Consider the following 26578-nt stretch of genomic DNA (forward strand, 5'->3'; position numbering starts at 1 on the left):
AAAAATATTTTTAATTCCTAATGTGCTTCTAACCAGTTTATTCCAGTATCCAAATCAACGTCCAACGGAACCTCTAACGTAAAAGCCTGTTCCATCTCTGTTTTAATTAGCATTTTCATAGCCTCCAATTCAGGTTTGTAAATATCAAAAACCAATTCATCATGTACCTGTAACAACATTTTAGATTTGTAGTTTCCTACTTCCAAGGCATTATAAATGGCAATCATAGCGATTTTAATAATGTCGGCTGCACTCCCTTGTATCGGCGCGTTTACAGCATTCCGTTCGGCGCCACCACGCACAACACCATTTCTAGAATTAATGTCTTTTAGATAGCGACGGCGCCCTAAAACAGTCTGCACGTAGCCATTGTCGCGTGCAAAATCTACTTGCGCGCTCATATACGTTTTTAGCTTGGGGTAGGTTTCATAATACGTCTCAATAAGCTCCTTAGCTTCACTTCGCGATAAATTAGTCTGATTACTCAGTCCAAAGGCCGAAACCCCGTAAATAATTCCAAAATTAACCGTTTTAGCATTGCTTCGTTGTTCTCTAGTAACGTCGCTTAACGGCACATTAAAGACTTGTGCTGCTGTGCTTGCGTGTATATCCTCGCCGTTCTTAAAAGCAGTAATCATTGTTTCTTCTTTACTCAACGCCGCAATAATTCTAAGTTCAATCTGCGAATAATCGGCCGCCAATAAAATGTAATCAGCATTGCGCGGTATAAACGCTTTCCGCACTTGTCGGCCGCGCTCGGTACGAATAGGAATATTCTGTAAATTCGGGTTATTGCTACTCAATCTTCCGGTAGCAGCAACCGTTTGCATATAATCGGTATGCACACGTCCAGTAGTGGGCTCTATCTGCGTTGGTAACGCATCAATATACGTGCTTTTTAATTTCGATAGTCCGCGATAATCCAAAATATCCTGTATAATCTCGTGGTCTTTCGCTAAATACGATAAAATGTCTTCCGAAGTCGCGTATTGCCCCGTTTTCGTTTTCTTAGGCTTATCAACTAGTTTTAGGTTTTCAAATAAAACAATTCCCAATTGCTTAGGCGAGGCAATATTAAAAGTCTCGCCAGCAACGTCATAAATTTTAGCTTCCAAAATTTTAATATCCGTATCCAAATCGGCCGATAATGACGTTAAGAAATCGGCATCAAGATTAATACCTTCCAATTCCATAGCGGCCAAAACGCGAAGCAGTGGGATCTCAATATCATTAAATAAATGCTCAATATTAGCACTCCCTAATTCGGTTTCAAAATGCTGTTTTAGTTGTAACGTAATATCGGCATCCTCGACCGCATACTCCGTTTGTGCCTCTAAAGGCACATCGCGCATAGACAGCTGGTTTTTGCCTTTCTTACCTATAAGTTCTGTAATAGAAACCGGGGTGTAATTTAAATACGTCTCGGCCAAAACATCCATATTATGGCGCATATCCGGGTTTATTAAATAATGCGCTAACATCGTATCGAATAATTTTCCCTGTACTTTTATGGCGTATTTGTCAAGTACTTTTATATCATATTTTAAATTCTGCCCTACCTTTTCAATGTGCTCAGCTTCAAAAAACGGACGTATTAATTCTACAACCGCTTGTGCTGCCTCTTGGTTCGCCGGTACCGGTAAATAGAAGCCTTTGCCAACTTCCCAAGAGAATGCTATCCCCACCAACGTCGCCGTTAGCGGGTTTAGTCCTGTGGTCTCCGTATCGAAACACACACAGGTTTGCGCCATTACGTTCTTTATAAATAAGTCCGTTGCCATTCCTGGTGCCACACTTTGGTAAAAATGCGAAGTCGTAGCTATCGTTTGTCGCGAAAAAGTGTTGGGTAGCGCTTCCGCAGAAGTGCTCGCGGTACCAAATAAATTAAATTGTCCGGCACCAGCCAAGTCACTAGCACTAGCTGTTTTCTTAGATTCCGGTACCGCTGTCGCAGCTCCGCTTTCGGTAGTTTCGACCGTAAAGGTCTTAACAAAATTATCTATTAAACGTCTAAACTCTAACTCCTGAAAAATCTCAGTAACCTTTGGTATATCAGGTGCCGATAATTCAAAATCTTTAGCATTAAAAGTTACCGGCACATCTAGCATAATAGTCGCCAGTTTCTTAGAGAGTATCCCCAATTCTTTATTGGCTTCAATTTTCTCCTTCATCTTACCTTTTAGCTCGTGGGTATGGGCCAAAAGATTTTCCAAACTACCATATTGGGCTAAAAACTTCTTAGCCGTTTTTTCGCCAACCCCTGGTAACCCCGGAATATTGTCAGACGCATCACCCATCATTCCCAAAAAGTCAATCACCTGTAACGGGTCTTCAACTTCAAATTTCTTTTGTATTTCTGGTATGCCCCACGTTTCATAACCGCCACCAAAAACAGGCCGGTACATAAAAATGTTTTCGCTTACTAATTGCGCGAAATCTTTATCGGGGGTCACCATAAACGTCGTAAATCCTTCCTTTTCTGCTTGCTTAGAGAGGGTGCCAATAACATCATCAGCCTCAAAACCTTCTTTTACCATTATAGGTATATGCATCGCCTTTAAGATGTCCATAATATAAGGTATTGCTGTTTTTATGGCTTCGGGTGTCGCGTCTCGGTTCGCTTTGTACGCTTCAAAAAGTTCCACACGGTCGGCACTACCGCCTTTGTCAAAACACACCGCTAAATGGTCTGGTCGTTCGCGTTTTATAACATCTAACAATGAATTCATAAAACCCATAATGGCCGACGTGTCCACGCCTTTAGAATTTATTCTGGGGTTTTTTATAAAAGCATAATAGCCTCTAAAAATTAAAGCATAAGCATCGACTAAAAAAACGCGTTTTTGTTCTGACATGATAAAGTGTTTGTAAAACATCAAAACTACAAAAAAGTAAGCGGTTAAATACCCTTTATTAATTGGCAATTTTAAAAGACTCTGTAGTCTTTAGCACCCCTGTTTTTTTAAAAAAACAATGGGTAACGGTCTGCCTAATTATATTACCTATTAAATCTTTAACAGTTTAATAAGAGACTCGCAACTGTAAAACGCTTAATTTTAACACATAATACACTTCTGTTTATGATGCTGCGCTGGATTATTTTTATAATCATTTACCTAATTATAGATTATTACGCTTTTCAAGCGGTTAAAACCATTACCAAAAAAAAAGGGGTATACTGGTTGTACTGGGTGATTAGTACATTGGTAATTAGTAATTTATTTTACCAAATGATTATAAATGCCAATGATACCGTACGCGTTTTAACACCCCTAAAAAGTTACGCCTTTGGGTTTATGCTTAGTGTTTTTGTACCGAAATTAATATTAATCTTCTTTCTATTTGGTGAAGATATTTTAAGAGTACCACACGCTATTTACAATTATTTTGTAAGTACCAAAGTAGTCGATGCTAGTTTTATGGCGTCGCGTAGAAAATTTATAAGCTATATCGCCTTAGGGTTAGCTGCTCTGCCTTTTGGAGCATTGCTATACGGTATGTATAAAGGGAAATATAATTTTAAAGTCTTAACTTACACCTTGACCTTTAGCGATTTACCGGCCGCTTTCGATGGCTATAAAATAACGCAAATTAGCGATATCCATTCCGGAAGTTTCGATAATCACGAAAAAATAGAATACGCCGTTAACCTTATTAACGAACAAAAAAGTGATGCTATTTTATTTACCGGTGATTTGGTAAATAACTTCGCCGCCGAAATGAAACCTTGGAAAAACACCTTCGGTAAGCTGCATGCTAAAGATGGCGTGTACTCAGTATTAGGAAATCACGATTATGGTGATTATGTCGAATGGTCTTCCGAAGAAAAGAAAACAGAAAACCTTGATGAACTAATCGCTATTCAAAAAGAAATGGGCTTCGATATTATGTTAAACGAAAGCCGCTTTATAGAACGCGGTGGCGAACGTATTGCACTAGTGGGCGTAGAGAATTGGGGTAAAGGGGGTTTTAAAAAAGCAGGCGACTTACAAAAAGCAAGTGAATTACTAGATCCTAACGATTTTAAAATACTGCTTAGCCACGATCCATCGCATTGGGAGGCGAAAGTGGTAGACCATGCGTATCAGTATCATTTAACGCTTAGCGGACATACCCACGGAATGCAATTCGGAATAGAAATTCCGGGTTGGTTTAAATGGAGTCCCGTAAGTTGGAGGTACAACCAATGGGCAGGAATTTATAAGCAAAAAGAACAGTATATTAATGTAAACCGCGGATTTGGATATCTAGCTTATCCTGGAAGAGTAGGTATATGGCCAGAAATCACCGTTATCGAACTTAAAAAACAAACGGAAGTTACGTAACTAGCAATCGGTTATTAAAAATTGTGTATTTTTATAATTATAGAATCGCATAACCCGAAACAGATTGTAATTAGGTAACTTAATACGTTATTTTATTGTAATCTGAAATTTTAATGAACACAAACACAAATGTCTAAATTTGGAGAATTAATAGATGTCGAGATACCGGTGCTGTTAGATTTTTATACAGAATGGAACGAACAATCTACGGCAATGCATCCGGTTTTAAGGGATGTTGCAGCGGCACTTGGTGACAAAGCCAAAGTTATAAAAATTGATGTCGATAAAAACAAAGAACTCTCTGATGCGCTTAGAGTAAAAGGTTTGCCAACACTTATCATTTATAAAGATGGTGAAATGAAATGGCGCCACAGTGGCGAACAAGATGCGAATACGTTAATTGGTATCGTACACCAATTTATGTAGTGGGTTTACTAAAAGAAATGGCTTTAAAGGTATAGCCTAATCCCGAAAAATGCTTGAGTACTTCTGGCAAAGCATACATCATATTCTTAGACGCTTTTATACTGTCATGAAACACAATGATATTACCGTCTGCAGTGTTTTTAAGTGCGTTATTAAGGCATTGCTCTGGGCTTAAATAATCTTCCCAATCGAAAGTAATAACACTCCACATAATAATTTTATAGCCTAAGGCTCTCAAGGCTTTGCTCTGCCTAGGTGTTATTTGTCCGTAAGGTGGTCTAAATAACGGGGGTTGTGCCGTGTGCGGTGTAATAGCATCAATAGCGCTTTGTGCTTTTAAAGTGTTTTCAATATAATTTTTAGTTCCTATATTCCAACCGCGTAAATGGTTATGAGTGTGGTTGCCAATGGCGTGCCCATCGTTTAATACGCGCTTAAAAACAGCAGGGTGTTTTTCTACATTGTCGCCAATGCAGAAAAAAGTCGCTTTAGCATTATAGCGTTTTAGAACATCCAAAACCCAGGGCGTAATCTCTGGGTTAGGGCCGTCGTCGAACGTAAGATAAATCACTTTACTATGAGACGAAAAATCCCAAACATAGTTTGGGAAAATTCGTTTTATAAAGGAAGGTATTTTTACGGGTACTAGTCTCACAAGTGTCTTGATTATTCTGGTAATTTAATACTATCTAATAAAGGGATGCTGCTGTCTCTAGAAATTAAATCTCTTTCCTCTTTTACCGGCGTATTAATCTGCTCTTCAACGCCATATAAACTGCTAAATAGGTTTACATAGTTGTTAAAAATAGTAAATTCCTTTTCGGCAAAGGTCTCATCGTGTTGTATTACCGTTTTAATTAAAGCATTATAACGTTCAATATCCGTATAAATTTCAACGATATTTTTCTCTTGATTCTCTCGTGTTAATTCGCTGTAATACTTTAAGTTTTCCTGATATTTTTCGGCAACATCGGTAAATAACTGCTGCGCTTTGCTTTTTGCGCCAACCACATAATAGGCGCCAATATAAGGCTCTAAAAGGGTATAATAACCAAATTTATCAACCGGCATATTAATCATAGCAATGTCTGCGATTTCTTCAGCTTTAACCAATTTATCTTCATTGATTAATGTTTCTATTAAGCGCGCTAAATTACCACGGTAAGAAATAGAGTTTTTACGAGTCTCTGGGTCGTGGTAAATGTCACCACCGCTATTTCCCCAGCCCCAGTTCTTTACTTTGTTATACATAAAATCACTATCTACACGTCCCATATCGAAAGGGTTAGCGCGTTTAACAGGCGTTTTAATCGGTACTAATTTGTAAACCATACCATCTAGCTGTAAGTAGTCTTTCATCCAGATATAATCATCTTCTCCAAAAGCACCACCAGTAAAGTAAATAGGGCGTTTCCATTCGTTATTAGCCACGATGTCTAACATTAATAAACGCTGCTTGTAAAGGGCGTTGCCATCCAGTTTAATATCGATATAGGGTACAATCTCATCGGCATCTTTTTCTTTTACAATGGCATATTTTAAAACATTCTCCTTGTTTACTGGAACTCTTATGTTTTCCACAGGGAAGTAATTGGTGCTTTTTAATTGCTCAGGATAACGGCTTAAATCTTCACCTTGTAATTCTAAAATTCTACGGTATTTTGTTTTAGGATTATCGCTAGATACAAAAGCGATAAAATCTTTAATCAACAACGTGTCTTTATTGTACGTACGTTTGTATTCTTCGGTATTAGGATCGTAGTACTTTAAGCTCTTCATTACATAATCTCGGGTGCCATATCTGTACTGGTCGTGCGTTAATGATGATGGAATAGGTTCACTCTCGTACGCTTGACGCTTCATCTGGTCGATATACCAATCCGTCTGAAATAAACTTGTGTTTATAATTCGCACATCGGTTCTATAACCTTCAATTTCTTGAGCGTACCATAGCGCAAACGTATCGTTATCTCCAATGGTGAATAGAATTCCATTTTCTCCACAGGAATCTAAATACTTTTTAGCCATAGAATTGGCGGTGTATTTTCCTGAGCGGTCATGGTCATCCCAGTTATTAGAAATTAAAACAGTAGGGACTAATAATAAACAGACTAAAGTGACTGCCGGAGCGAGCATCGGACTATTAATACGGGTGCGTAACGCATTAAAAATTGCGAAAACGCCAAAACCAATCCACATAGCAAACACATAAAACGAACCAACGACCGAGTAGTCTCGCTCTCTAGGTTCAAACGGCCTGACGTTGGTGTACACTTGTATCGCTATTCCGGTAAAGAGGAAAAACACCAAGAGTATCCAAAAGAGTTTCTTGTCTCTATTGAATAAGAAAAACAAGCCGATTAATCCTAAAATAAACGGAAGGAAATAATAAGTGTTTCTTGCTTTGTTATTTTTTACATCACTAGGTAAATGATCTTGCGACTGGCCAAGAAGCCAAGCATCAAAACCATTAATACCACTTAACCAGTTTCCGTGATTGTCGTAACGCCCTTGTATATCATCTTGCCTTCCGGTAAAATTCCACATAAAATACCTCCAGTACATATACCCTAGTTGGTATTGAAATAAATAAGAGATATTACTTGCTAACGACGGCTTTTCGATGTCTAAATATTTTTGCCCAAATTGCTTTAAGAACACATGGTAATCTTCATAATCCACATTGCCTTTGGCAACTTCATTTTTAAACTGTGTAATGTAAGCAACGTCTTGCTTAAGGCTTTCGTTTAAATAGACTGAGAGTTGATCGCCATACACAGACATAAACTGGTCGTATTCAGTTTCAGTTAATTCGCCATTTTGGTATTTAACGATGAACGTGCTTATTTTTTGTTCTGAAAACGGATCGATAACAAATTCAGGTTTTAAGTCGAAATTTAAAAATCCCGTAAATATTAAATAATTCTCGGCATTTTCGCCACTCCACATACGCGGTAAAATGGCAGCTTGTTCAGAATTGAAATTTTGTTTGGCATTTTTATACGCGTTAACCACTACGTATTTTCCTGTAGCTTCGTTTTTCTCGTACTTAGGTTTGTCGTCTATGTAAGGTTCCTTTTTATCTAATCCTGTATATTGCTCTGTAAATAACGGCCCATAAAATAAATGCGTTTCTGGATACTGTTCTAAATTATAGTACGCCAATAGTTCTCTAGCACTCGACGGGTTGTTCTCATTAATAACAACGTTGGCATTGGCACGAATAGGGAGCATAATCCAGGTTGAAAACCCGATAACCACAAACGTAATACATAAGATACCTGTGTTGATATTGACGTAGTTTTTCTGGCGCGTATACCGCAAACTAAAGTAAATAGCAGCTACTAATAAAATACCGGCAATGATAGATCCCGAGTTAAATGGTAAACCTACAGTATTCACAAAGAATATTTCTATAACACTAAAAAAGCGTAAAATATTTGGTGCTAATAGTTTAAATATAAATAACAAAATAGCCACCGATACTACATTGGCAACTATAAAATTAAGCGGTGTTATCGTTTTGTAGTTTTTGAAATAATAAATCAGCCCCAAAACAGGAATGGTTAAGAGCCCCATAAAGTGCACTCCAAACGAGAGCCCGATAACAAAGGCGATAAGTATTAACCAGCGGTTACCTCTGGGCTTATCCATATCCATTTCCCAGCGTAATCCCAAATAGAATAAAATAGCCATAATTAAAGTGGCCATCGCGTACACTTCAGTTTCTACGGCATTATACCAGAATGAATCGGTAAATGCAAAAGATAAACTGCCCACAAGAGCACTTCCTAATATTGCAATAGCGGTTCCTTTAGTAAAGATTTCCGATTTTATTAGCTTCGGAAGTAGTATCGTAAGACTCCAAAACATAAATAATATAGTAAACGCACTAGAAACAGCACTTAGCATATTCATCATTAATCCTACTTGAGAGGGCTCTAAAGCAAAGGTAGAGAAGGTCGCTCCAAGCATCTGGAACAGTGGTGCTCCCGGTGGATGGCCAACCTGAAGTTTCGCAGAGGTTAAGATGTATTCTCCTGCATCCCAATAACTAACAGTAGGTTCTACAGTTAAACTGTATGTGATTAATGCAATTAAAAAAGCGAGCCAACCAATAATGTTGTTCCACTTTTTAAAGGTGATTGAGGTCATATTTTAAATTATAATATTAAACTGTGGCGAATTTAGTAATAATAATAAAAAGACACTAATCATTTGGGGAGTCTTAACGCAGAACCTTTAAAACACGATGAAATGCTTGTAATGAGTAGGTTAACGATAGGGGGCGAAAAAAAGATGTATTTTTGATGAAAATTTATTGATAAATGTTTGCGTAAATAAAAGTTTGTCTTAAATTTGCAGCAATGTTAGAAACACTGGCCTATGGTGTAACTGGCAACACGTCGGTTTTTGGTACCGAAGAGTCTAGGTTCGAGCCCTAGTAGGCCAACAGACAAATCCTAATTCTTTTATAGAATTAGGATTTTTTGTTTTCAGTCCTTTTTTTCTTAATTTTTGAAGTGCTAAAAAGGGATCATTCCTAAATGTTGTTTTGATCCAAATTCTATTTGAATAACAGTACAGTGCTCCAAATCATATACTTGGAGTTAAGAAGTAGATTTTTAAAAAGGGTTTAGATTGGTCTCTTCGAGAGCCGTCGAGAGGTTACTTATAAAGTGACAAATAGAAAAGAATAGCTAACCGCGACAAGCCTAGGCTTTAGTGACTCTTTAGCGCCCTTGGAGGGGTGCACCGCTCCTTTAGAATTAGAATGAATGCTCTGCCGGGATATTTGGAAATTCGAACGCCTACACACAGATACACAGCTTTTGAGAATGCTGTGGCGTGCGTAAAAAAGAAATGGATAAATAGCGTTAACACCTTACATCGAAATTATATCCCTCACTCAAAAAAAAGCACGATAAGTAAAGGTGTTTTGAAAAGCAACGCGATAAAGGCTGTCGTATCCCAAAGCCATGAATTCTTAATTCTCACTACGCCTTTTAGCGATACCCTATAGATGGTGTATGGATGCCCTATGGATACCCTATGGATAATGTATGAGGAGTGTATGGTTAAAAAGCGTTTAAAACAGCCTTTTTAAAAGTTAAGACAGTATACTTAGTCGTATTAAATCTTAAAAGTAATTACGGGTCTTTTTGCGTGGTTCACTAAGTCCTCACTAATACTGCCATTTAAAAAGTGCGAGATCCCTTGTCGGCCGTGCGTGCTAATTCCAATCAAATCGGCATTAATAATTTGCGAGAAATTTAAAATGCCTTTCTCTACGCTCTCGTCATTATAGATGTTAGTTGTAAAATTTTCGAATGTATTACCTTCAATAAATTCTCGTATTCTTACTTTGGCAGTAGCGGTAGTTGTAAAATTCCCCATAGTATTCACCATAAGTAAGTGGATTTTAGCATTAAAAAGTTCGGCAAGTTTAATGGCTTGTTTGTAGGTGTCTTTATTATCATTTTTAAAATCTGATGCAAAAACAAACTCTTCAATAGTAAAATTAATATGTTCGTTTTTAATCACAAGAACAGGAACATCGGAGGTTCTTACAATTTTTTCTGCGGTCGATCCAATAAACATTTCTTTTAAACCATCTGCCCCGTGAGATCCCATAATTATTAAATCAATTCTGTTTTTTTTACACGTTTCTAAAATACCTTGAGAAATTTCTTTAAAATCAACAGTATGCGTGATCGAGAGAGATTGTAAATAGTCTTTTTCTAAAAGATCTTCAAATTTTTTCTGAGCTAATTTCATGAAATAGACAGCTTCTGGGAGCTCGGTTGGCGTGCCTAACTCACTAATTTGTTGGAGTGGTAAATCTAGTAGATGCAGAAGTAAAAGCTCACAATCGTGTTTTTTTGCGAGCTGAGCAGCCACCTTTAATGCGTTTTCTGCTTCCGGTGAAAAGTCGGTAGGAACAAGTATTTTTTTCATAAAAGAGGTTGTTTTAGTTGTTTTTCTAAAGTTAACTATAAAATTTGATATTTCAATAATTATGTAAATCAATATAATTGTGTATATTTGCACCGTTGTAATAAAAAAAGAAAGCGAGGGGACGGAGAGTCCCCTCTTTTTATACTTAAGAATGTTTGTAGCAAAAGTCAAAGAATTATTAGAAAACGGACTATTAGAAAGAGAAGATCTTTTTCTAATAGATCTTACCATTTCGGGAGATAACGAGGTTACTATTATTATCGATGGAGATCAAGGCGTTAAGGTAGAAGATTGTATCTTTGTTAGCCGCGCAATCGAACATAATATTGATAGTGAAGAATACGATTTTTCTTTAGAAGTCGCTTCAGCAGGGGCAACAACACCTTTAAAATTGCCAAGACAATACAAGAAAAATATTGGACGCGAAATAGAGGTGAGAACAGCAACTGAAACGATTACTGCAAAGTTAGTTTCTGCTTCAGAGGAAGCAATAGAGTTAGAATGGAAAGCAAGAGAACCTAAACCTATAGGAAAAGGTAAAGTTACCGTTCAGAAAAAAGCAAATATTGTCTATGATAACATATTAGAGGCAAAAGTGATGATAAAATTTTAATTCAATAAGAGTTATGGAAAATCTTGCATTAATTGAATCGTTTTCGGAGTTTAAAGACGATAAATTAATCGACCGTGTTACATTAATGGCTATTTTAGAAGATGTTTTTAGAAATGCCTTAAAAAAGAAATTTGGAGATGATGATAATTTTGATATCATTATAAATCCAGATAAGGGAGATTTAGAAATATGGAGAAATAGAATCGTGGTAGCAGACGGAGAAGTGGAAGAGCCCAACCAGGAAATTTCATTATCTGAAGCGCGTAAAATTGAACCAGATTTTGAAGTAGGTGAAGATGTGTCTGAAGAAGTAAAATTAATAGATCTTGGTCGTCGTTCTATTTTAGCATTACGCCAAAATTTAATTTCGAAAATTCAAGAACACGATAACACTAATATCTACAAGCAATTTAAGGATTTAGAAGGATCTTTATATAGTGCAGAGGTACACCATATTCGTCACCGTGCCGTTATTTTATTAGACGACGAGGGCAACGAAATTATATTACCAAAAGAAAAACAAATTCCTTCAGATTTTTTCAGAAAAGGAGATAATGTAAGAGGGATTATTGATAGTGTAGAATTAAAAGGGAACAAACCGTCCATTATAATGTCGCGTACTTCTCCTAAATTCTTAGAAAAATTATTTGAAGCTGAAATTCCAGAAGTATTTGATGGTTTAATTACCATTCAAAATGTAGTGCGAATTCCAGGTGAAAAAGCAAAAGTTGCGGTAGATTCTTACGATGATAGAATAGATCCTGTTGGCGCTTGTGTGGGTATGAAAGGATCTAGAATTCACGGTATTGTTCGCGAATTAGGAAACGAAAATATCGATGTAATTAATTATACAACAAACTTACAGTTATACATTACGAGAGCATTAAGCCCGGCACGTGTAACATCTATTAAAATAGACGAGGAAAATAAAAGAGCAGAAGCGATTTTAAAACCCGAAGAGGTAAGTAAAGCAATTGGTCGTGGCGGTCACAACATCCGTTTAGCAGGCCAATTAACAGGTTACGAAATTGATGTCTTTAGAGAAGGTGCAGAAGAAGATGTGGAATTAAGAGAATTCTCAGATGAAATTGAAGGCTGGATCATCTCCGAATTTAGCAAAGCAGGTTTGGATACAGCGAAAAGCATATTAGAACAAGATGTTGAAGATTTAATAAAAAGAACAGATCTGGAAGAGGAGACAATTCTGGATGTTATTAGAATTCTTAAGGAAGAATTCGAAGATTAACATATATTTGAGTAAAATTAAAGGTTAAAGGCAATTTATGGCTGAAACGATTAGATTAAATAAAGTATTACGTGAGCTTAACATCTCGTTAGATCGTGCCGTAGAATTTTTGAATTCTAAAGGTATCGAGATCGAGAAGCGTCCAACAACGAAAATATCTCAAGACACTTATAACGTGCTTTCAGGTGAGTTTCAAACAGATGCGAGCAAAAAAGTAAAATCTCAAGAAGTTAGTGAAGCTAAGCAGAAAGAAAAGGACGATTTGCGTTTAAAACGTGAAAAAGAATTGGAAGCTAAGCAGAAAGAAGATGAAGAGAGAGAACGCGCTAGAAAGCAAGAGGTTGTTAAAGCTAATAAACCCCTTTCAGGCCCTAAACAAGTAGGCAAAATCGACCTTGATCCTAAAAAGGCCAAGGAAGAATCTAAGCCAGCTGAAACTCCAAAAGTAGAGACTCCTAAAGTTGAAGCTCCTAAAGTAGAAACGCCAAAAACTGAAGCCCCTAAAAAGGAAGCGCTTAAAGTGGACGCCGAAACTAAAAAGGAACCTTCAAAACCGGAGGTTAAAACAGAGACAGCTAAACCTAAAACTACAGTGTCTAAAACAGAACCTGTAAAAACAGAAAAACCTAAAGCGACAGATAAGCCGTCTGTGGACTCTAAGGAGACTGTTAAAAAAGTAGACACGCCAACACCCGCTAAAAAAATAGAGACTATAAAAGCAGATACTCCAAAAGTAGACACTCCAAAAGCCACTAAGAAAGCAGAAACTCCGAAAGCAGAAACACCTAAAGTAGATGCTGTAAAAGAAGACGCTGAAAAACCTGGCGAGCTCGTTGAAGAAACAGTTAAAACAAAATATCAGAAACTTTCAGGGCCAAAAATTGCAGGAGAGAAAATAGATCTTTCACAATTTAAAAAGCCTAAGAAAAAGAAAGATGATAAAAAAGAGATCGATAGCGCGAACAAGAAGAAACGTCGTCGTATCTCTAAACCAGGAGATAATAAACCGGGAACGTCAACAGGAGGGAATACCAGAACTAACGACAGATTTAAAGGGAAAAAAGCGACGCCTGTACGTCGTACTACCGTTGTTAAAGAAGATCCTAGTGAAGATGATGTTAAAAAACAAGTAAGAGAAACCTTAGAGAAACTTCAGGGTAAATCTAACAAAGGTAGAGGTGCTAAATATCGTAGAAATAAAAGAGATTCACACAGAGATCAAACTGAAAAATCGCTTGAACAACTAGAAGCTGAAAGCAAAATCCTTAAAGTTACAGAGTTTGTAACCGCAAGCGAGGTCGCTATGATGATGGATGTTCCTGTAACAAAAATTATCTCTGCATGTATGTCTTTAGGTATGATGGTAACAATGAATCAACGTTTAGACGCTGAAACGTTAACTATTGTAGCCGATGAGTTTGGTTATGAAGTAGTATTTGTAACTGCCGATATTGAGGAATCCATTGTAGAGGTTCTGGACAAACCGGAAGATTTGGTTACCAGAGCACCTATTGTAACGGTAATGGGTCACGTAGATCATGGTAAAACATCGTTATTAGATTACATCCGTAAGGAAAATGTAATCGCTGGAGAATCGGGAGGAATCACACAGCATATTGGTGCGTATGGTGTAGAATTAGAAAACGGACAGAAAATCTCGTTTTTAGATACACCAGGTCACGAGGCCTTTACCGCAATGCGTGCGCGTGGAGCTCAAGTTACCGATATCGCTATTATTGTAGCTGCTGCCGATGATGATATTATGCCGCAAACTAAAGAGGCTATTGCTCACGCTCAAGCTGCAGGAGTTCCTATTGTGTTTGCCATTAATAAAATTGATAAGCCAACAGCAAATCCTGAGAAAATTAAAGAAGGATTAGCACAAATGAACCTTTTAGTTGAAGATTGGGGAGGTAAAATTCAATCGCACGATATTTCAGCTAAACAGGGAACTGGTGTTAAAGAATTATTAGAGAAAATATTACTAGAAGCAGAGATTCTAGAACTTAAAGCAAACCCGAACAAGCCAGCAGTGGGTACAGTCGTAGAAGCTTATTTAGATAAAGGACGTGGTTACGTGTCTACTATTTTAGTCCAAGCCGGTACACTTCGTATTGGAGATTATGTATTAGCAGGTAAAAATAGTGGTAAGATTAAGGCTATGCAAGACGAAAGAGGCCGTGAGGTTCTTGAGGCCGGACCATCGACACCGGTATCTATATTGGGATTAGACGGTGCTACACAAGCAGGAGATAAGTTTAGTGTTTTTGCAGATGAAAGAGAAGCCAAACAAATTGCAACTAAACGTATGCAGTTGCAACGTGAGCAAGATGTACGTACTACTAAAACATTAACGCTTGCCGAAATAGGAAGACGTATTGCTTTAGGAACGTTTAAAGAATTAAATATTATTCTTAAAGGTGATGTTGATGGATCTGTTGAAGCCTTAACCGATTCGTTCCAAAAACTATCAACCGAAGAAATACAAGTTAATATCTTACATAAAGGTGTTGGTGCCATTACAGAGAGTGATGTGTTATTAGCAACTGCTTCAGATGCTATTATTATCGGATTTAATGTAAGACCAGTGGGTAACGCTCGCGTTATTGCAGATCGTGAAGAAGTGGATATTAGAACCTATTCTATTATTTATGATGCTATCAACGATCTTAAAGATGCAATGGAAGGAATGTTATCTCCAGAATTAAAAGAGGAGATTACGGGTACTGCCGAAATTAGAGAGATCTTTAAAGTGTCTAAAGTAGGTTCAATTGCGGGTTGTATGGTAATGAATGGTAAAATATTCAGAAACTCAAGAATTCGTTTAATAAGAGATGGTGTTGTAATGCACACAGGTGGTTTAACCTCTCTAAAACGATTTAAAGACGACGCTAAAGAAGTTGCTAAAGGATACGATTGTGGTATGCAAATTAAAAATTATAACGATATCGAAGAGGGCGATACTATTGAAGCGTTCCACGAAGTTGAAGTAAAAAAGAAGTTGAGATAAACATCTACCTTTTTAAATATAATAAAAAGCATCTATTGAAAAATAGATGCTTTTTTACTTTTATGAGTTACCAGATTTTAATAGCACAAACGCAATCGCGTTGTGCGCAATCTAGCGGCTACTTATACAGTGATGTGCTGTAGTTTCAAACTTCGGGTTTATTGTTCCTGAGAACACGGGAAAGGGCCGATCACGCCGTAACGAAAAAACCGAACGGTCTATGCTATTAGTTTACATTATGGATGTTTCTAAATTGAGACGCCACTTTAACGTCGTATGTATTCTTCAACATTAAGTAGTTTTTTGTTTAGTTAGGTCTATACAGTGATTTTATGTTTCAAATAGGGAATGGATTGAAAGGTGCTGTACTGCGTTTTTGTTTATATGTTATTCTGTAATTTTTAAGATAGTATAACAGCTGTTGCTTTCGGGTACAATCAAGCCAGCCTTATAGTACAGGAGATTTTGAAGATATTATCTATTAATTTCTGTGGTATCGCAATTCAGTGTATCGCTGTATTTAAAGTATGCTATAAAATGAGAACAACCGTGTTTTGTATAAAAAAACAGATTACGGCTACCCTATTTTATTAGTGGATTTCTATACTGAAGTGTTAAATAATAAGCGAGGTGTTTTCGAGGCTGACTGAATTTTAAACGGTACGTTATAGATGAGAGTTTAATCGGTCTCTAGAATTAAAGGTTATGTAATATATACGATCAATTATGAAATATAAAACGTAACGTCTATAAGCTTCCCTAATAAAAAAAAGCACCTCATTTAGCGATTTAAATGAGGTGCTTTTTTATTCCTACTAAAGGGAAGTAATTATTGTTTTTTTGGGTTTAAAGGAAAGGCATTCGGAAATGTTTTTTTAATTTTAGCTAAAGCCCGGTCAGCCTCTAATCGCGATCTAAAGCTTCCTGCATAAATTTTGTAATTAGGCGTCTCGTATTTAAGCGAAGTGCTCCAATCCGTATGTGCCTGCTTAAACTTACTACGTGCACTTTCCGCTCCTTCTAAACTCCCGGAGTAGATATTAATACGGTAACGCTCATTATCACTCTCATTAGTGTTTATTTCTTTCTTTAATTCTAACAATTTTGTAATTTTGGAATCTTGATTGATCACTAATGTTCCTTCTTGCGCGTGACTGTAAAAACAGACTGATAGTGTTAATAAAATCACTAAACTGCTGTTTCTTAATGGTAATAATTTCATAGAGTTATCTTTAGGTATGCAAATGTATAGGTTATAAACGTAAAATGGATGTATTTTCTTATTTAGAATTTATCTAAATTAATAATTAAGACTTCTCTAACATTTATAAAATCGACTTTAAGTATTACTTTTGCTTAGAAATTTATAAGCGTATATTTCTTTCTGAATATGAAAAAATCGTACCAAAGTTTGGAAGATAATTTAACTAATAATATGAAACAGGTGATTCACCGTAAATTAGGACGTAACATACTAGGTTTAGGTCTAATTATTTTACTAGCATTTTCTACTTCTCTTCAGGCCCAAGATGGCGATCCAGTTGCAGGTAAGGCATTGTTTAACACGAATTGTGCAGCTTGTCATAAGTTAGACAAGAAAATGACAGGACCCGCATTGCGAAATGTCGAGGCGCGTTTAGCAGACGAAGAAGGTTTAGACCGAGAGTGGCTAAACAAATGGATACGTAACAGTGCCGGTATGGTAAATTCTGGCGATGCGTATGCCGTAAAAATTTACGAAGAATATAATGGTGCGGCAATGTCTGCATTTCCTTTGTTCTCTGATGCGGATATCGATAATATCTTAGCGTATACAGCAGAAGAGAAAAAAGAAGCACCGGTTGGTGTTACGGGAGTTGGAGCAGTAGCTGCAAACCCCCAAAATGATGGTGCTTCCAATAAGTTAATTCTTGCCGGTCTAGCATTATTGTTTTCTTTATTAGCGGGAGCGTTATTCTTAGTAAATAAAACACTACGCCGTTTTGCAGACGAAAAAGGCTTAGAATTAAATCAGAAACCAAAAAACACACCCATTTGGAAAGCTTTTCTCCAAAACCAATTTTTAGTATTGGTAACTGTGGTGTTCTTATTGTTGGCTGGAGGTTATTTTGTTTACGGTTACTTAATGCAAGTAGGAGTAAATCAAGGTTACGAACCAGTACAACCTATACATTTCTCACACAAAATACACGCCGGAGATAACGGAGTCGATTGTAAATATTGCCACTCTTCAGCAAGAGTGAGTAAGACGTCAGGTATTCCTTCTCTTAATGTATGTATGAACTGTCATAAATCTATTTACGAATATAACGGGGAAACTTCTGCTGCGTATTCTAAAGAGTTCTACGATGGAGAAATTAAAAAATTATACGACGCTGTTGGATGGGATGATGCAGAGCAAAAATATACAGGAGTAGAGAAGCCAGTAAAATGGGTTAGAATTCATAATCTTCCAGATTTTGCTTACTTTAATCACTCACAACACGTTGTCGTTGCAGGGTTAGAATGTCAAACGTGTCATGGACCTGTACAGGAAATGGAAATTATGTCTCAACACTCTCCATTAACAATGGGGTGGTGTATTAACTGTCACCGTGAAACAAAAGTAAAAGTAAAGGACAATCCTTACTATACAAAAATTCACGAACAGTTATCAAAAAAGTACGGTGTTGAGGAATTAACAGCAGCTCAAATGGGTGGATTAGAATGTGGAAAATGCCACTACTAATAAAATTAATTAAAGAAGTAAATTCAATTATATAATATGTCATCAAACAAGAAATACTGGAAAAGTGTTGAAGAGCTAAACGAAAATAGTTCTATTGTTGAGACGCTAAAACAAAACGAATTTGTTAACGAAATTCCAACTGACGAGTTTTTAGGTGATAAAGACACGTTAGAAGGTTCTTCTACAACACGTCGTGATTTCTTAAAATATGTTGGTTTTAGCACAGCAGCAGCTTCTTTAGCAGCATGCGAAGGACCAGTAATTAAGTCAATCCCTTATGTAGTTCAGCCAGAATCAATTATTCCTGGTGTTGCAAACTACTATGCTACTACAATAGCTGATGGTTTTGATTTTACAAGTGTTTTAGTTAAAACCCGAGAAGGTCGTCCAATAAAAATTGAAAACAATACATTAGCCGTAACCGATGGTGGGGCCAATGCAAGAGTTAATGCCTCTGTTTTAGGATTGTATGATAGCTTAAGGGTGAAAACACCAATGAAAGGCGAAAGCGAAATTTCTTGGTCTACTTTTACTACTGAAACTTCTCAGAAACTAAGTCAATTAGAAGGTACAGGAAAGCAAATTGTGTTATTAACACAAACCTATGCAAGTCCATCTACCAGCAAACTGATTTCAGAATTTAAAGAAAAGTATAGCAATGTAAACCATGTTGTTTACGATGCTGTTTCAGAATCTGCAGCATTAGATGCCTTTCAAGCAAAATATAACGAACGTGGTTTAGCGGGGTACGATTTTTCTTTAGCAACGACCATTGTGTCTGTTGCTGCCGATTTTCTAGGAGATTGGCAAGGTGGAGGTTTCGATGCGAGCTATGCGCAAGGTCGTGTTCCTGTAAATGGGAAAATGTCTCGCCATATTCAATTTGAGTCGGTTATGTCTCTCGCTGGAGCGAATGCAGATAAACGTGTTGGAGTAACACCAAGTCAGCAAAAATTAGTTCTAGCAAAATTACATAGTTTAATCGTAGGTAGTGCTTTTTCTAAAAGTTTACCGGCGCGTGTTGAGAAAGCAGCACAGTCTGCAGCATCACAGCTTACAAAAGCGGGGAGTACTGGTGTTTTAATATCTGGTATTAACGATGTCAATGCCCAAACCGTAGTTTTAGAAATTAATGAAGCTTTAAACAGTAGAGCTTTCGATCCTAAAACACCTATTAAAACAAGACAAGGTAATGATAAAGCCGTAAAAACTTTGGTTGCCGATATGAAAGCAGGTAAGGTTGGCGCTATTATTATGAGTGGTGTTAACCCACTATATACATTGCCAAATGCAACTGATTTTGCTGAAGGTTTAAAACAAACCGATTTATCTGTAACTTTCTCTATGAAGGCAGACGAAACAGCTTCTGTAACACAGTATATTGCAGCAGCACCTCATTATTTAGAATCTTGGGGAGATGTAGAATTAAGAAAAGGCCATTATGGTTTAATTCAACCTACAATCCGTCCGTTATTCAATACAAAACAATTCCAAGACGCACTATTAATGTGGAATGGAAACGATGTGGTGTATAGCGATTATATTAAAACACTCTGGAAGGAGACTATCTTAAATGGTGCTTCTTATAACAGTGCGTTGCACGATGGTGTTTTTGTTTCTAAAGTAGCTCCAGTAACAGAGGATACGACGGCTAATATAGAAGACGCTGTTGAAACTCCTGCTAGTAATGCATCAAGTGCTTTAGCAGCATCAGTTTTGGCGAAAGGAATGGAACTTACATTGTACACTAAAATAGGAATGGGAGATGGTCAACAAGCCAATAACCCTTGGTTGCAAGAGTTTCCAGATCCTATAACTAGAACATCTTGGGATAACTATTTAACAGTATCTGCTACCGATGCTAAAACGCTTGGTTTAGTAAACCAACACGTAGCAACAGGTGGTTTAGATGGAAGTTACGCCGATATTACGGTAAACGGAACAACAGTTAAAGTACCGGTTATTATTCAACCAGGTCAAGCAACGGGTTCTGTTGGTTTAGCTTTAGGTTATGGTCGTACAGCAGGTATAAAAGACGAAATGAAAACGGGTATTAATGGATACCCACTATATAACGATTTTAATAATGTTCAATCTGTAACTGTCGCTAAAGCTGCAGGGATGCACGAGTTTGCTTGTGTACAATTACATAATACATTAATGGGTCGTGAAGATATTATTAAAGAAACGACACTAGAGATTTTCAATACTAAAGATAAAAAACATTGGAACGCTGTTCCTATGGTTTCTTTAAATCATAAAGAAACTCCAGTAACGTCTCCAGAAGTAGATTTATGGGATGAGTTTGATCGTTCTATTGGTCATCACTTCAATTTATCTATCGACTTGAACTCTTGTACTGGATGTGGGGCTTGTGTTATCGCTTGTCACGCTGAAAACAACGTGCCAGTAGTAGGTAAAGAAGAAATACGTCGTAGTCGGGATATGCACTGGTTGCGTATTGACAGATACTACTCTTCTGAAGAGACTTTTGAAGAAGATATTACTAAGAAAAACGAGTTCTCTGGACTATGGGGAGATAAAGGGTCACTATCAGGATTTGGTGAATTAGAATCTGCCGCCGATAATCCACAGGTTGTATTTCAACCCATAATGTGTCAACACTGTAACCACGCACCATGTGAAACTGTTTGTCCTGTAGCGGCAACATCTCACGGGCGTCAAGGGCAAAACCATATGGCTTATAACCGTTGTGTGGGTACACGCTATTGTGCAAATAACTGTCCATATAAAGTACGTCGTTTTAACTGGTTCTTATACAATGGTAACGATGAGTTCGATTACCATATGAATGATGACTTAGGAAGAATGGTTATTAACCCTGATGTAACTGTACGTTCAAGAGGAGTGATGGAAAAATGTTCTATGTGTATACAAAAGACACAGAAAACAATTCTAGATGCTAAGCGTGACGGGCGTGTTATAAAAGATGGTGAATTCGAAACAGCATGTTCTTCAGCTTGTAGCAGTGGAGCGATGGCCTTTGGAGACATCAATGATAAAGAAAGTAAAGTTGCAAAACTATTAGAAGACGATCGTATGTATCACTTATTGGAATATGTAGGGACTAAACCAAATGTTCAGTACCATACAAAAGTGAGAAACACATCTGAAGCTTAGAATAAATTAATTAACGAACAATTATAAAAGGATTATGGCGTCTCATTACGAAGCACCTATTAGAAGACCCTTAGTTACAGGTGAAAAATCATATCATGATGTATCTGTTGACATTGCCGCTCCCGTAGAAGGAAAAGCAAACAAACAATGGTGGATTGTCTTTTCAATCGCACTAGTGGCATTTCTTTGGGGAATTGGTTGTATTATTTACACAGTATCAACGGGAATAGGAACCTGGGGTCTAAACAAAACAGTTGGATGGGCTTGGGATATTACCAATTTCGTTTGGTGGGTAGGTATCGGTCACGCAGGAACACTAATTTCTGCAGTACTATTATTATTCCGTCAAAAATGGAGAATGGCAATTAACCGTTCGGCGGAAGCAATGACTATCTTCTCCGTAGTTCAAGCAGGTTTATTCCCAATTATACACATGGGAAGACCGTGGTTAGCGTATTGGGTATTACCTATACCAAACCAGTTTGGTTCTTTATGGGTGAATTTTAACTCACCATTACTCTGGGATGTATTTGCAATTTCAACCTATTTATCGGTGTCATTAGTATTCTGGTGGACTGGTTTACTACCTGATTTTGCAATGTTACGGGATAGAGCAGTAAGACCGTTCCAAAAGAAAATTTATAGCCTTTTAAGTTTCGGTTGGTCAGGTAGAGCAAAAGACTGGCAACGTTTTGAAGAAGTATCTTTAGTACTTGCAGGTTTGGCAACACCATTGGTTCTTTCGGTACACACGATTGTATCTTTTGATTTTGCTACGGCAGTTATTCCAGGATGGCATACAACAATTTTCCCTCCCTACTTCGTGGCAGGGGCAGTTTTCTCTGGATTTGCAATGGTAAATACACTTCTTATTATTATGAGAAAAGTATGTAACCTTGAAGATTATATTACTGTACAGCACATCGAGTTAATGAACATTGTAATTATGGTTACCGGTTCTATCGTAGGTGTAGCTTATATTACTGAGTTATTTGTAGCGTGGTATTCTGGTGTGGAATACGAACAATATGCATTCTTAAACAGAGCAACAGGGCCATACGCTTGGGCGTATTGGATGATGATGTCGTGTAACGTTTTCTCACCACAGTTTATGTGGTTTAAGAAACTAAGAACAAGTATTATGTTCTCTTTCGCAATATCTATTGTAGTAAACGTAGGGATGTGGTTTGAACGTTTTGTAATTATTGTAACATCGTTACACAGAGATTACTTACCATCATCATGGACAATGTTCTCTCCAACATTTGTAGACATAGGTATTTTTATAGGGACTATAGGATTCTTCTTTGTATTATTCCTATTATACGCTAGAACATTCCCAGTTATTGCACAAGCCGAGGTTAAGACCATTTTAAAGTCTTCTGGTGAGCGTTACAAAAAAATAAGAGAAAGAGGTGAAAGTCTTTCAGGTACTGGAGCAGATGCTAGAACATCTGGTAGTGAAATTAAACAATCAAATACAGAAAAGTAGCCTATGGAAACTTCAAGAGTAATTCACGCTATTTATACAGACGATGATGTTTTAATGGCTGCTGTTAAAAAAGTAAAAGCCGAAAGATATCATATTGAAGAGATATACACGCCGTTTCCAGTCCACGGGCTTGATAAAGCGATGGGGTTAGCACCTACACGTTTAGCAATAACAGCATTCATTTATGGATGTATTGGTTTAATAGTGGCTACCTTAATGATGAATTTTATAATGATTGAAGATTGGCCTCAAGATATTGGAGGTAAACCAAGCTTTAGTTATTTAGAAAATATGCCAGCATTTGTGCCTATTATGTTCGAACTTACTGTGTTTTTTGCAGCTCACTTAATGGTGATAACATTTTATTTAAGAAGTAAAATATGGCCGTTTAAAAAAGCTGAAAATCCAGATCCAAGAACTACAGATGACCATTTTCTTATGGAGATTCCGGTGACCGGAGATGAAAAAAAATTACAGGATTTGTTATTTGAAACTGGTGCAGTAGAAGTTAACTTAGTCAATAATACGCATTAATTATACACTATGAAAAGTATTTTTAAAATTACAATATTAGCTTTAGTTTTAGTGTCTTTTGCCTCATGTCAAAAAAACTCTAGACCAAACTATGAATTTATGCCAAATATGTATGAATCTGTTGGCTATGAAGCTTATCAAGAGTCTGATGCATTTGCAAATGGAATTGAAGCTCAACTTCCAGCAGAGGGATCCATATCAAGAGGGCATATACCTATGGATATCGACGGCACTAATGACGGCTATTTATTAGCTAAAGAAACATTAAAATCACCTTTGGATTCAACGCAAGTAGATTACACTAGAGGAGGACCACTTTATGTTATTTATTGTGGAATTTGCCACGGTAATAAAGGCGATGGTGCTGGTAATTTGGTGAAACGTGAAAAGCTGTTAGGTGTTCCAAGTTATGCCGATGTAGGAAGAGCCATAACTGAAGGAAGTATTTACCATACTGTTTATTATGGTAAGAATGCAATGGGTTCTTATGCAAACCAACTTAACGAAGAGGAACGCTGGCAAGTAGTGGCTTACGTTTTACAGTTAAAAGCAGATTTAGAAAAATAAGATTTAGATAAAGTTTATATAAAGATATGTACACATTTTCAAGTAGACTAAAAATAGCTTCTATAGCGCTAATGGTCATCGGGGCATTAGGTATTGGATTTGGGTTTATGAGTTCTCATAAATCTTTTCAGGACGTTGAAACCATGTTATCTAATGAAACAGCCCACGGGGGTGGTCATGCGTTAGAAACTAATGCACACGTTGTTGCAGGTGATACCAATCATACTGATAATGCGCACGATGCCAACGCACACGAGGCGCTCTCAAGTGTAGAACATAAAGTAGACGAGCATAAAGAACATGTAGAGCACGTTCAACACCAAATAGCGAATAGACCGTGGTCGGCTATTTACGTTGCTGCTTTTTTCTTTATGATGATAGCCTTAGGGGTCTTAGCATTTTATGCATTACAATACGCGTCCCAAGCCGGATGGTCTCCACTATTACTTCGTGTAATGGAAGGGATAACTGCTTACCTATTGCCGGGAGCTTTAATTGTACTTCTTATTGCGGCACTGTCTCATTATATAGGGCACAACAACATCTTTATTTGGATGGATCCTGAAATGGTAAATCCAGAAAGTGATAAGTTTGATAAGCTTATAGCAGGTAAACAAGGATGGTTAAACGTACCAATGTTTCTACTTAGAGGTTTAATCTTTATTGGCGGTTGGTCGTTATACAGATACTTCTCTAGAAAATTCTCTATCGCTCAAGACCAAGCAGACGATAATAAAAACTTTAAGAAAAACTTCCGTATCTCGGCGGCATTTTTAGTGTTCTTTATCTATACGGAATCTATTATGTCTTGGGATTGGATTATGAGTGTAGATCCACACTGGTTTAGTACGTTGTTTGGCTGGTATGTGTTATCAGGAATGTTGGTTTGTGGTATCACAGTCATCGCCTTAATAACCATCTACCTTAAGTCTAAAGGATTACTGCCGCATGTAAACGATAGTCATATCCATGATTTAGCTAAATATATGTTTGGTTTTAGTATTTTCTGGGCGTACTTATGGTTTTCACAATTTATGTTAATCTGGTATTCTAATATTCCAGAAGAGGTGACGTATTTCGTAACACGAATTGAAGATTACAATTTACCATTCTTTGGAATGCTTATATTAAATTTCATATTCCCAATATTATTATTAATGAATAGTGAGTACAAACGTATTCCTTGGTTTGTCGTTATGACAGGATTAGTAATCTTAGGAGGTCATTATATAGATGTATTCAATATGATTATGCCAGCAACAGTTGGTGATAGATGGTTTATTGGTATTCCTGAAATATGTTCAATGTTATTTTTCACTGGCTTGTTTCTGTTTATTGTTTTTACAGCATTATCAAAAGCACCTTTAACGCAAAAGAGAAATCCGTACATAAAAGAAAGCGAGAATTTCCATTATTAATTATAAATTAAGTAAAGAAGAACGACAACAATGACGGCTTTATTAACAATTTTAGTTTTAGTATTTATTCTAGTTGCCATCTGGCAAATGGTTAAAATATTTGATTTAACTCAAGGTAATTCAAAAGAGGATCATAATCAAATAGCAAACGATAAGGATAATAAGTATCAAGGGTATTTAATGTTAGGCTTTTTAGTCTTCATTTATGCCATTACCATCTTTAGTTTTATCGAGTATGGAGATTTGCCATTACTCTCTAACTCGGCATCAGAACACGGTCCAGAGGTAGATAGATTAATGATTCTTTCGTTAGTTGTAATCTTCATAGTACAAGCAATAACACAATTCCTATTACACTACTTTGCGTTTAAGTATAGAGGTGAAAAGGGTAAGAAAGCATTGTTTTATGCCGATAACAATAAATTAGAAGCTATCTGGACAATTATTCCGGTAATTGTTTTAGCTGCTCTTATTATTCAAGGTTTATTTACTTGGACTAACATTATGAATGTGAACCAAGAGGATGATCCATTAGTGGTTGAACTATATGCACAACAATTTAATTGGACGGTGCGATACTCTGGAAACGATAACACTTTAGGTAAGGCTAACGTAAGGTTAATCGATATCGATAAAGCAAATATTCTAGGTGTTGATGAGTCAGATCCTAATGCTCAAGATGATATCATCACAAAAGAATTACACTTACCTGTAGGACGTCCTGTTTTAATTAAAATGCGTTCTCAAGATGTATTACACTCGGCTTATATGCCTCATTTTAGAGCGCAAATGAACTGTGTTCCAGGTATGATTACGCAATTCGGATTTACACCAACAGTGACTACCGAAGACATGCGTATCAGACCAGAGATGATTGATAAAGTCGCTAATATTAATACTATTAGAGCTGAAAAAAGTGAAGAGTTGATTGCGGAAGGGAAAGATGCTTTAGCGCGTTATGAGTTTGATTACTTAGTACTATGTAATAAAATTTGTGGTACCTCTCACTACAATATGCAAATGAAAATTATAGTTGAAACGCAGGAAGAGTATGATGCTTGGATTAATAGCCAAAAATTATTCAAAGACTCTTTAAATAAATAACACATAAAAATATAAA

The 26578-nt window shown here is 36.9% G+C and carries 17 protein-coding genes and 1 tRNA gene; 13 read left to right on the top strand and 5 right to left on the bottom strand.

Annotated features, from left to right (window positions below):
* Window positions 1-17 precede the first annotated feature (17 nt).
* Window positions 18-2855, bottom strand: coding sequence for a DNA polymerase I (polA, locus tag ES676_RS11510; protein ID WP_148370481.1), 2838 nt, complete (start codon window positions 2853-2855; stop codon window positions 18-20).
* A 228-nt stretch (window positions 2856-3083) separates the two neighbouring features.
* On the opposite strand from polA, the gene ES676_RS11515 reads away from it, so the two are divergent.
* Window positions 3084-4325 (top strand): metallophosphoesterase, encoded by a 1242-nt coding sequence (locus ES676_RS11515; protein ID WP_148370525.1) that lies wholly within the window; start codon window positions 3084-3086, stop codon window positions 4323-4325.
* 129 nt (window positions 4326-4454) lie between these two features.
* Window positions 4455-4751, top strand: a complete 297-nt coding sequence (locus ES676_RS11520; RefSeq protein WP_148370482.1) for a thioredoxin family protein — start codon at window positions 4455-4457, stop codon at window positions 4749-4751.
* Here the strand turns inward: ES676_RS11520 and ES676_RS11525 are convergent.
* On the bottom strand, window positions 4744-5406 hold the full coding sequence (locus tag ES676_RS11525; protein WP_148370483.1) for a polysaccharide deacetylase family protein: 663 nt from the start codon (window positions 5404-5406) through the stop codon (window positions 4744-4746). The genes ES676_RS11520 and ES676_RS11525 overlap by 8 nt on opposite strands.
* Window positions 5407-5417: 11 nt before the next feature.
* Window positions 5418-8906, bottom strand: a complete 3489-nt coding sequence (locus tag ES676_RS11530; RefSeq protein WP_148370484.1) for a glycosyltransferase family 117 protein — start codon at window positions 8904-8906, stop codon at window positions 5418-5420.
* A 225-nt stretch (window positions 8907-9131) separates the two neighbouring features.
* Here ES676_RS11530 and ES676_RS11535 point away from each other — a divergent pair.
* Window positions 9132-9204: transfer RNA gene (locus ES676_RS11535), tRNA-Gln, on the top strand.
* A 680-nt stretch (window positions 9205-9884) separates the two neighbouring features.
* Here the strand turns inward: ES676_RS11535 and ES676_RS11540 are convergent.
* Complete coding sequence (locus tag ES676_RS11540) at window positions 9885-10709, bottom strand: universal stress protein (protein ID WP_148370485.1); 825 nt, start codon at window positions 10707-10709, stop codon at window positions 9885-9887.
* A gap of 151 nt (window positions 10710-10860) precedes the next feature.
* Here ES676_RS11540 and rimP point away from each other — a divergent pair, with 151 nt between their 5' ends.
* From rimP to infB, 3 genes are read left to right on the top strand one after another with little or no spacing between them, the layout of a single operon-like run.
* Window positions 10861-11322, top strand: coding sequence for a ribosome assembly cofactor RimP (gene rimP / locus ES676_RS11545; protein WP_148370486.1), 462 nt, complete (start codon window positions 10861-10863; stop codon window positions 11320-11322).
* 13 nt (window positions 11323-11335) lie between these two features.
* On the top strand, window positions 11336-12568 hold the full coding sequence (gene nusA, locus ES676_RS11550) for a transcription termination factor NusA (RefSeq protein ID WP_148370487.1): 1233 nt from the start codon (window positions 11336-11338) through the stop codon (window positions 12566-12568).
* A gap of 37 nt (window positions 12569-12605) precedes the next feature.
* Window positions 12606-15578, top strand: coding sequence for a translation initiation factor IF-2 (infB, locus tag ES676_RS11555; protein WP_148370488.1), 2973 nt, complete (start codon window positions 12606-12608; stop codon window positions 15576-15578).
* A gap of 829 nt (window positions 15579-16407) precedes the next feature.
* Here the strand turns inward: infB and ES676_RS11560 are convergent.
* A complete protein-coding gene (locus ES676_RS11560; protein ID WP_148370489.1) occupies window positions 16408-16800 on the bottom strand; it encodes an SPOR domain-containing protein in 393 nt (130 codons plus the stop codon).
* A gap of 213 nt (window positions 16801-17013) precedes the next feature.
* On the opposite strand from ES676_RS11560, the gene ES676_RS11565 reads away from it, so the two are divergent.
* The 7 genes from ES676_RS11565 to ES676_RS11595 are packed head-to-tail and all read left to right on the top strand — an operon-like array spanning window position 17014 to window position 26562.
* The gene (locus ES676_RS11565) at window positions 17014-18306 is read left to right on the top strand and encodes a c-type cytochrome (RefSeq protein WP_148370526.1); all 1293 of its coding nucleotides are present in this window, start codon (window positions 17014-17016) and stop codon (window positions 18304-18306) included.
* Window positions 18307-18342: 36 nt separating this feature from the next.
* On the top strand, window positions 18343-21447 hold the full coding sequence (locus tag ES676_RS11570; protein WP_148370490.1) for a TAT-variant-translocated molybdopterin oxidoreductase: 3105 nt from the start codon (window positions 18343-18345) through the stop codon (window positions 21445-21447).
* A 34-nt stretch (window positions 21448-21481) separates the two neighbouring features.
* Window positions 21482-22939, top strand: coding sequence for an NrfD/PsrC family molybdoenzyme membrane anchor subunit (gene nrfD, locus ES676_RS11575; RefSeq protein ID WP_148370491.1), 1458 nt, complete (start codon window positions 21482-21484; stop codon window positions 22937-22939).
* Window positions 22940-22942: 3 nt separating this feature from the next.
* The gene (locus ES676_RS11580; protein WP_148370492.1) at window positions 22943-23473 is read left to right on the top strand and encodes a DUF3341 domain-containing protein; all 531 of its coding nucleotides are present in this window, start codon (window positions 22943-22945) and stop codon (window positions 23471-23473) included.
* A gap of 9 nt (window positions 23474-23482) precedes the next feature.
* On the top strand, window positions 23483-24040 hold the full coding sequence (locus ES676_RS11585; RefSeq protein WP_148370493.1) for a c-type cytochrome: 558 nt from the start codon (window positions 23483-23485) through the stop codon (window positions 24038-24040).
* Window positions 24041-24066: 26 nt separating this feature from the next.
* Window positions 24067-25458 carry a quinol:cytochrome C oxidoreductase gene (locus ES676_RS11590; protein ID WP_148370494.1) on the top strand — a complete coding sequence of 464 codons (1392 nt, stop codon included), beginning with the start codon at window positions 24067-24069 and terminating at the stop codon, window positions 25456-25458.
* Window positions 25459-25488: 30 nt separating this feature from the next.
* Window positions 25489-26562 carry a cytochrome c oxidase subunit II gene (locus ES676_RS11595; RefSeq protein ID WP_148370495.1) on the top strand — a complete coding sequence of 358 codons (1074 nt, stop codon included), beginning with the start codon at window positions 25489-25491 and terminating at the stop codon, window positions 26560-26562.
* Window positions 26563-26578: the final 16 nt, after the last annotated feature.

This window comes from Bizionia saleffrena (assembly GCF_008086175.1).
GTDB classification, from domain to species: Bacteria; Bacteroidota; Bacteroidia; order Flavobacteriales; family Flavobacteriaceae; genus Bizionia; species Bizionia saleffrena.

Bases quoted from the DNA above. Each gene is read 5' to 3' on its own strand.
- ES676_RS11565 (WP_148370526.1), top strand. From the start codon at position 17,014: ATGAAACAGGTGATTCACCGTAAATTAGGACGTAACATACTAGGTTTA.
- ES676_RS11560 (WP_148370489.1), bottom strand. From the start codon at position 16,800: ATGAAATTATTACCATTAAGAAACAGCAGTTTAGTGATTTTATTAACA.
- ES676_RS11520 (WP_148370482.1), top strand. From the start codon at position 4,455: ATGTCTAAATTTGGAGAATTAATAGATGTCGAGATACCGGTGCTGTTA.
- infB (WP_148370488.1), top strand. From the start codon at position 12,606: ATGGCTGAAACGATTAGATTAAATAAAGTATTACGTGAGCTTAACATC.
- ES676_RS11595 (WP_148370495.1), top strand. From the start codon at position 25,489: ATGACGGCTTTATTAACAATTTTAGTTTTAGTATTTATTCTAGTTGCC.
- rimP (WP_148370486.1), top strand. From the start codon at position 10,861: ATGTTTGTAGCAAAAGTCAAAGAATTATTAGAAAACGGACTATTAGAA.
- ES676_RS11570 (WP_148370490.1), top strand. From the start codon at position 18,343: ATGTCATCAAACAAGAAATACTGGAAAAGTGTTGAAGAGCTAAACGAA.
- ES676_RS11540 (WP_148370485.1), bottom strand. From the start codon at position 10,709: ATGAAAAAAATACTTGTTCCTACCGACTTTTCACCGGAAGCAGAAAAC.
- ES676_RS11580 (WP_148370492.1), top strand. From the start codon at position 22,943: ATGGAAACTTCAAGAGTAATTCACGCTATTTATACAGACGATGATGTT.
- nrfD (WP_148370491.1), top strand. From the start codon at position 21,482: ATGGCGTCTCATTACGAAGCACCTATTAGAAGACCCTTAGTTACAGGT.
- ES676_RS11590 (WP_148370494.1), top strand. From the start codon at position 24,067: ATGTACACATTTTCAAGTAGACTAAAAATAGCTTCTATAGCGCTAATG.
- polA (WP_148370481.1), bottom strand. From the start codon at position 2,855: ATGTCAGAACAAAAACGCGTTTTTTTAGTCGATGCTTATGCTTTAATT.
- nusA (WP_148370487.1), top strand. From the start codon at position 11,336: ATGGAAAATCTTGCATTAATTGAATCGTTTTCGGAGTTTAAAGACGAT.
- ES676_RS11515 (WP_148370525.1), top strand. From the start codon at position 3,084: ATGCTGCGCTGGATTATTTTTATAATCATTTACCTAATTATAGATTAT.
- ES676_RS11585 (WP_148370493.1), top strand. From the start codon at position 23,483: ATGAAAAGTATTTTTAAAATTACAATATTAGCTTTAGTTTTAGTGTCT.
- ES676_RS11530 (WP_148370484.1), bottom strand. From the start codon at position 8,906: ATGACCTCAATCACCTTTAAAAAGTGGAACAACATTATTGGTTGGCTC.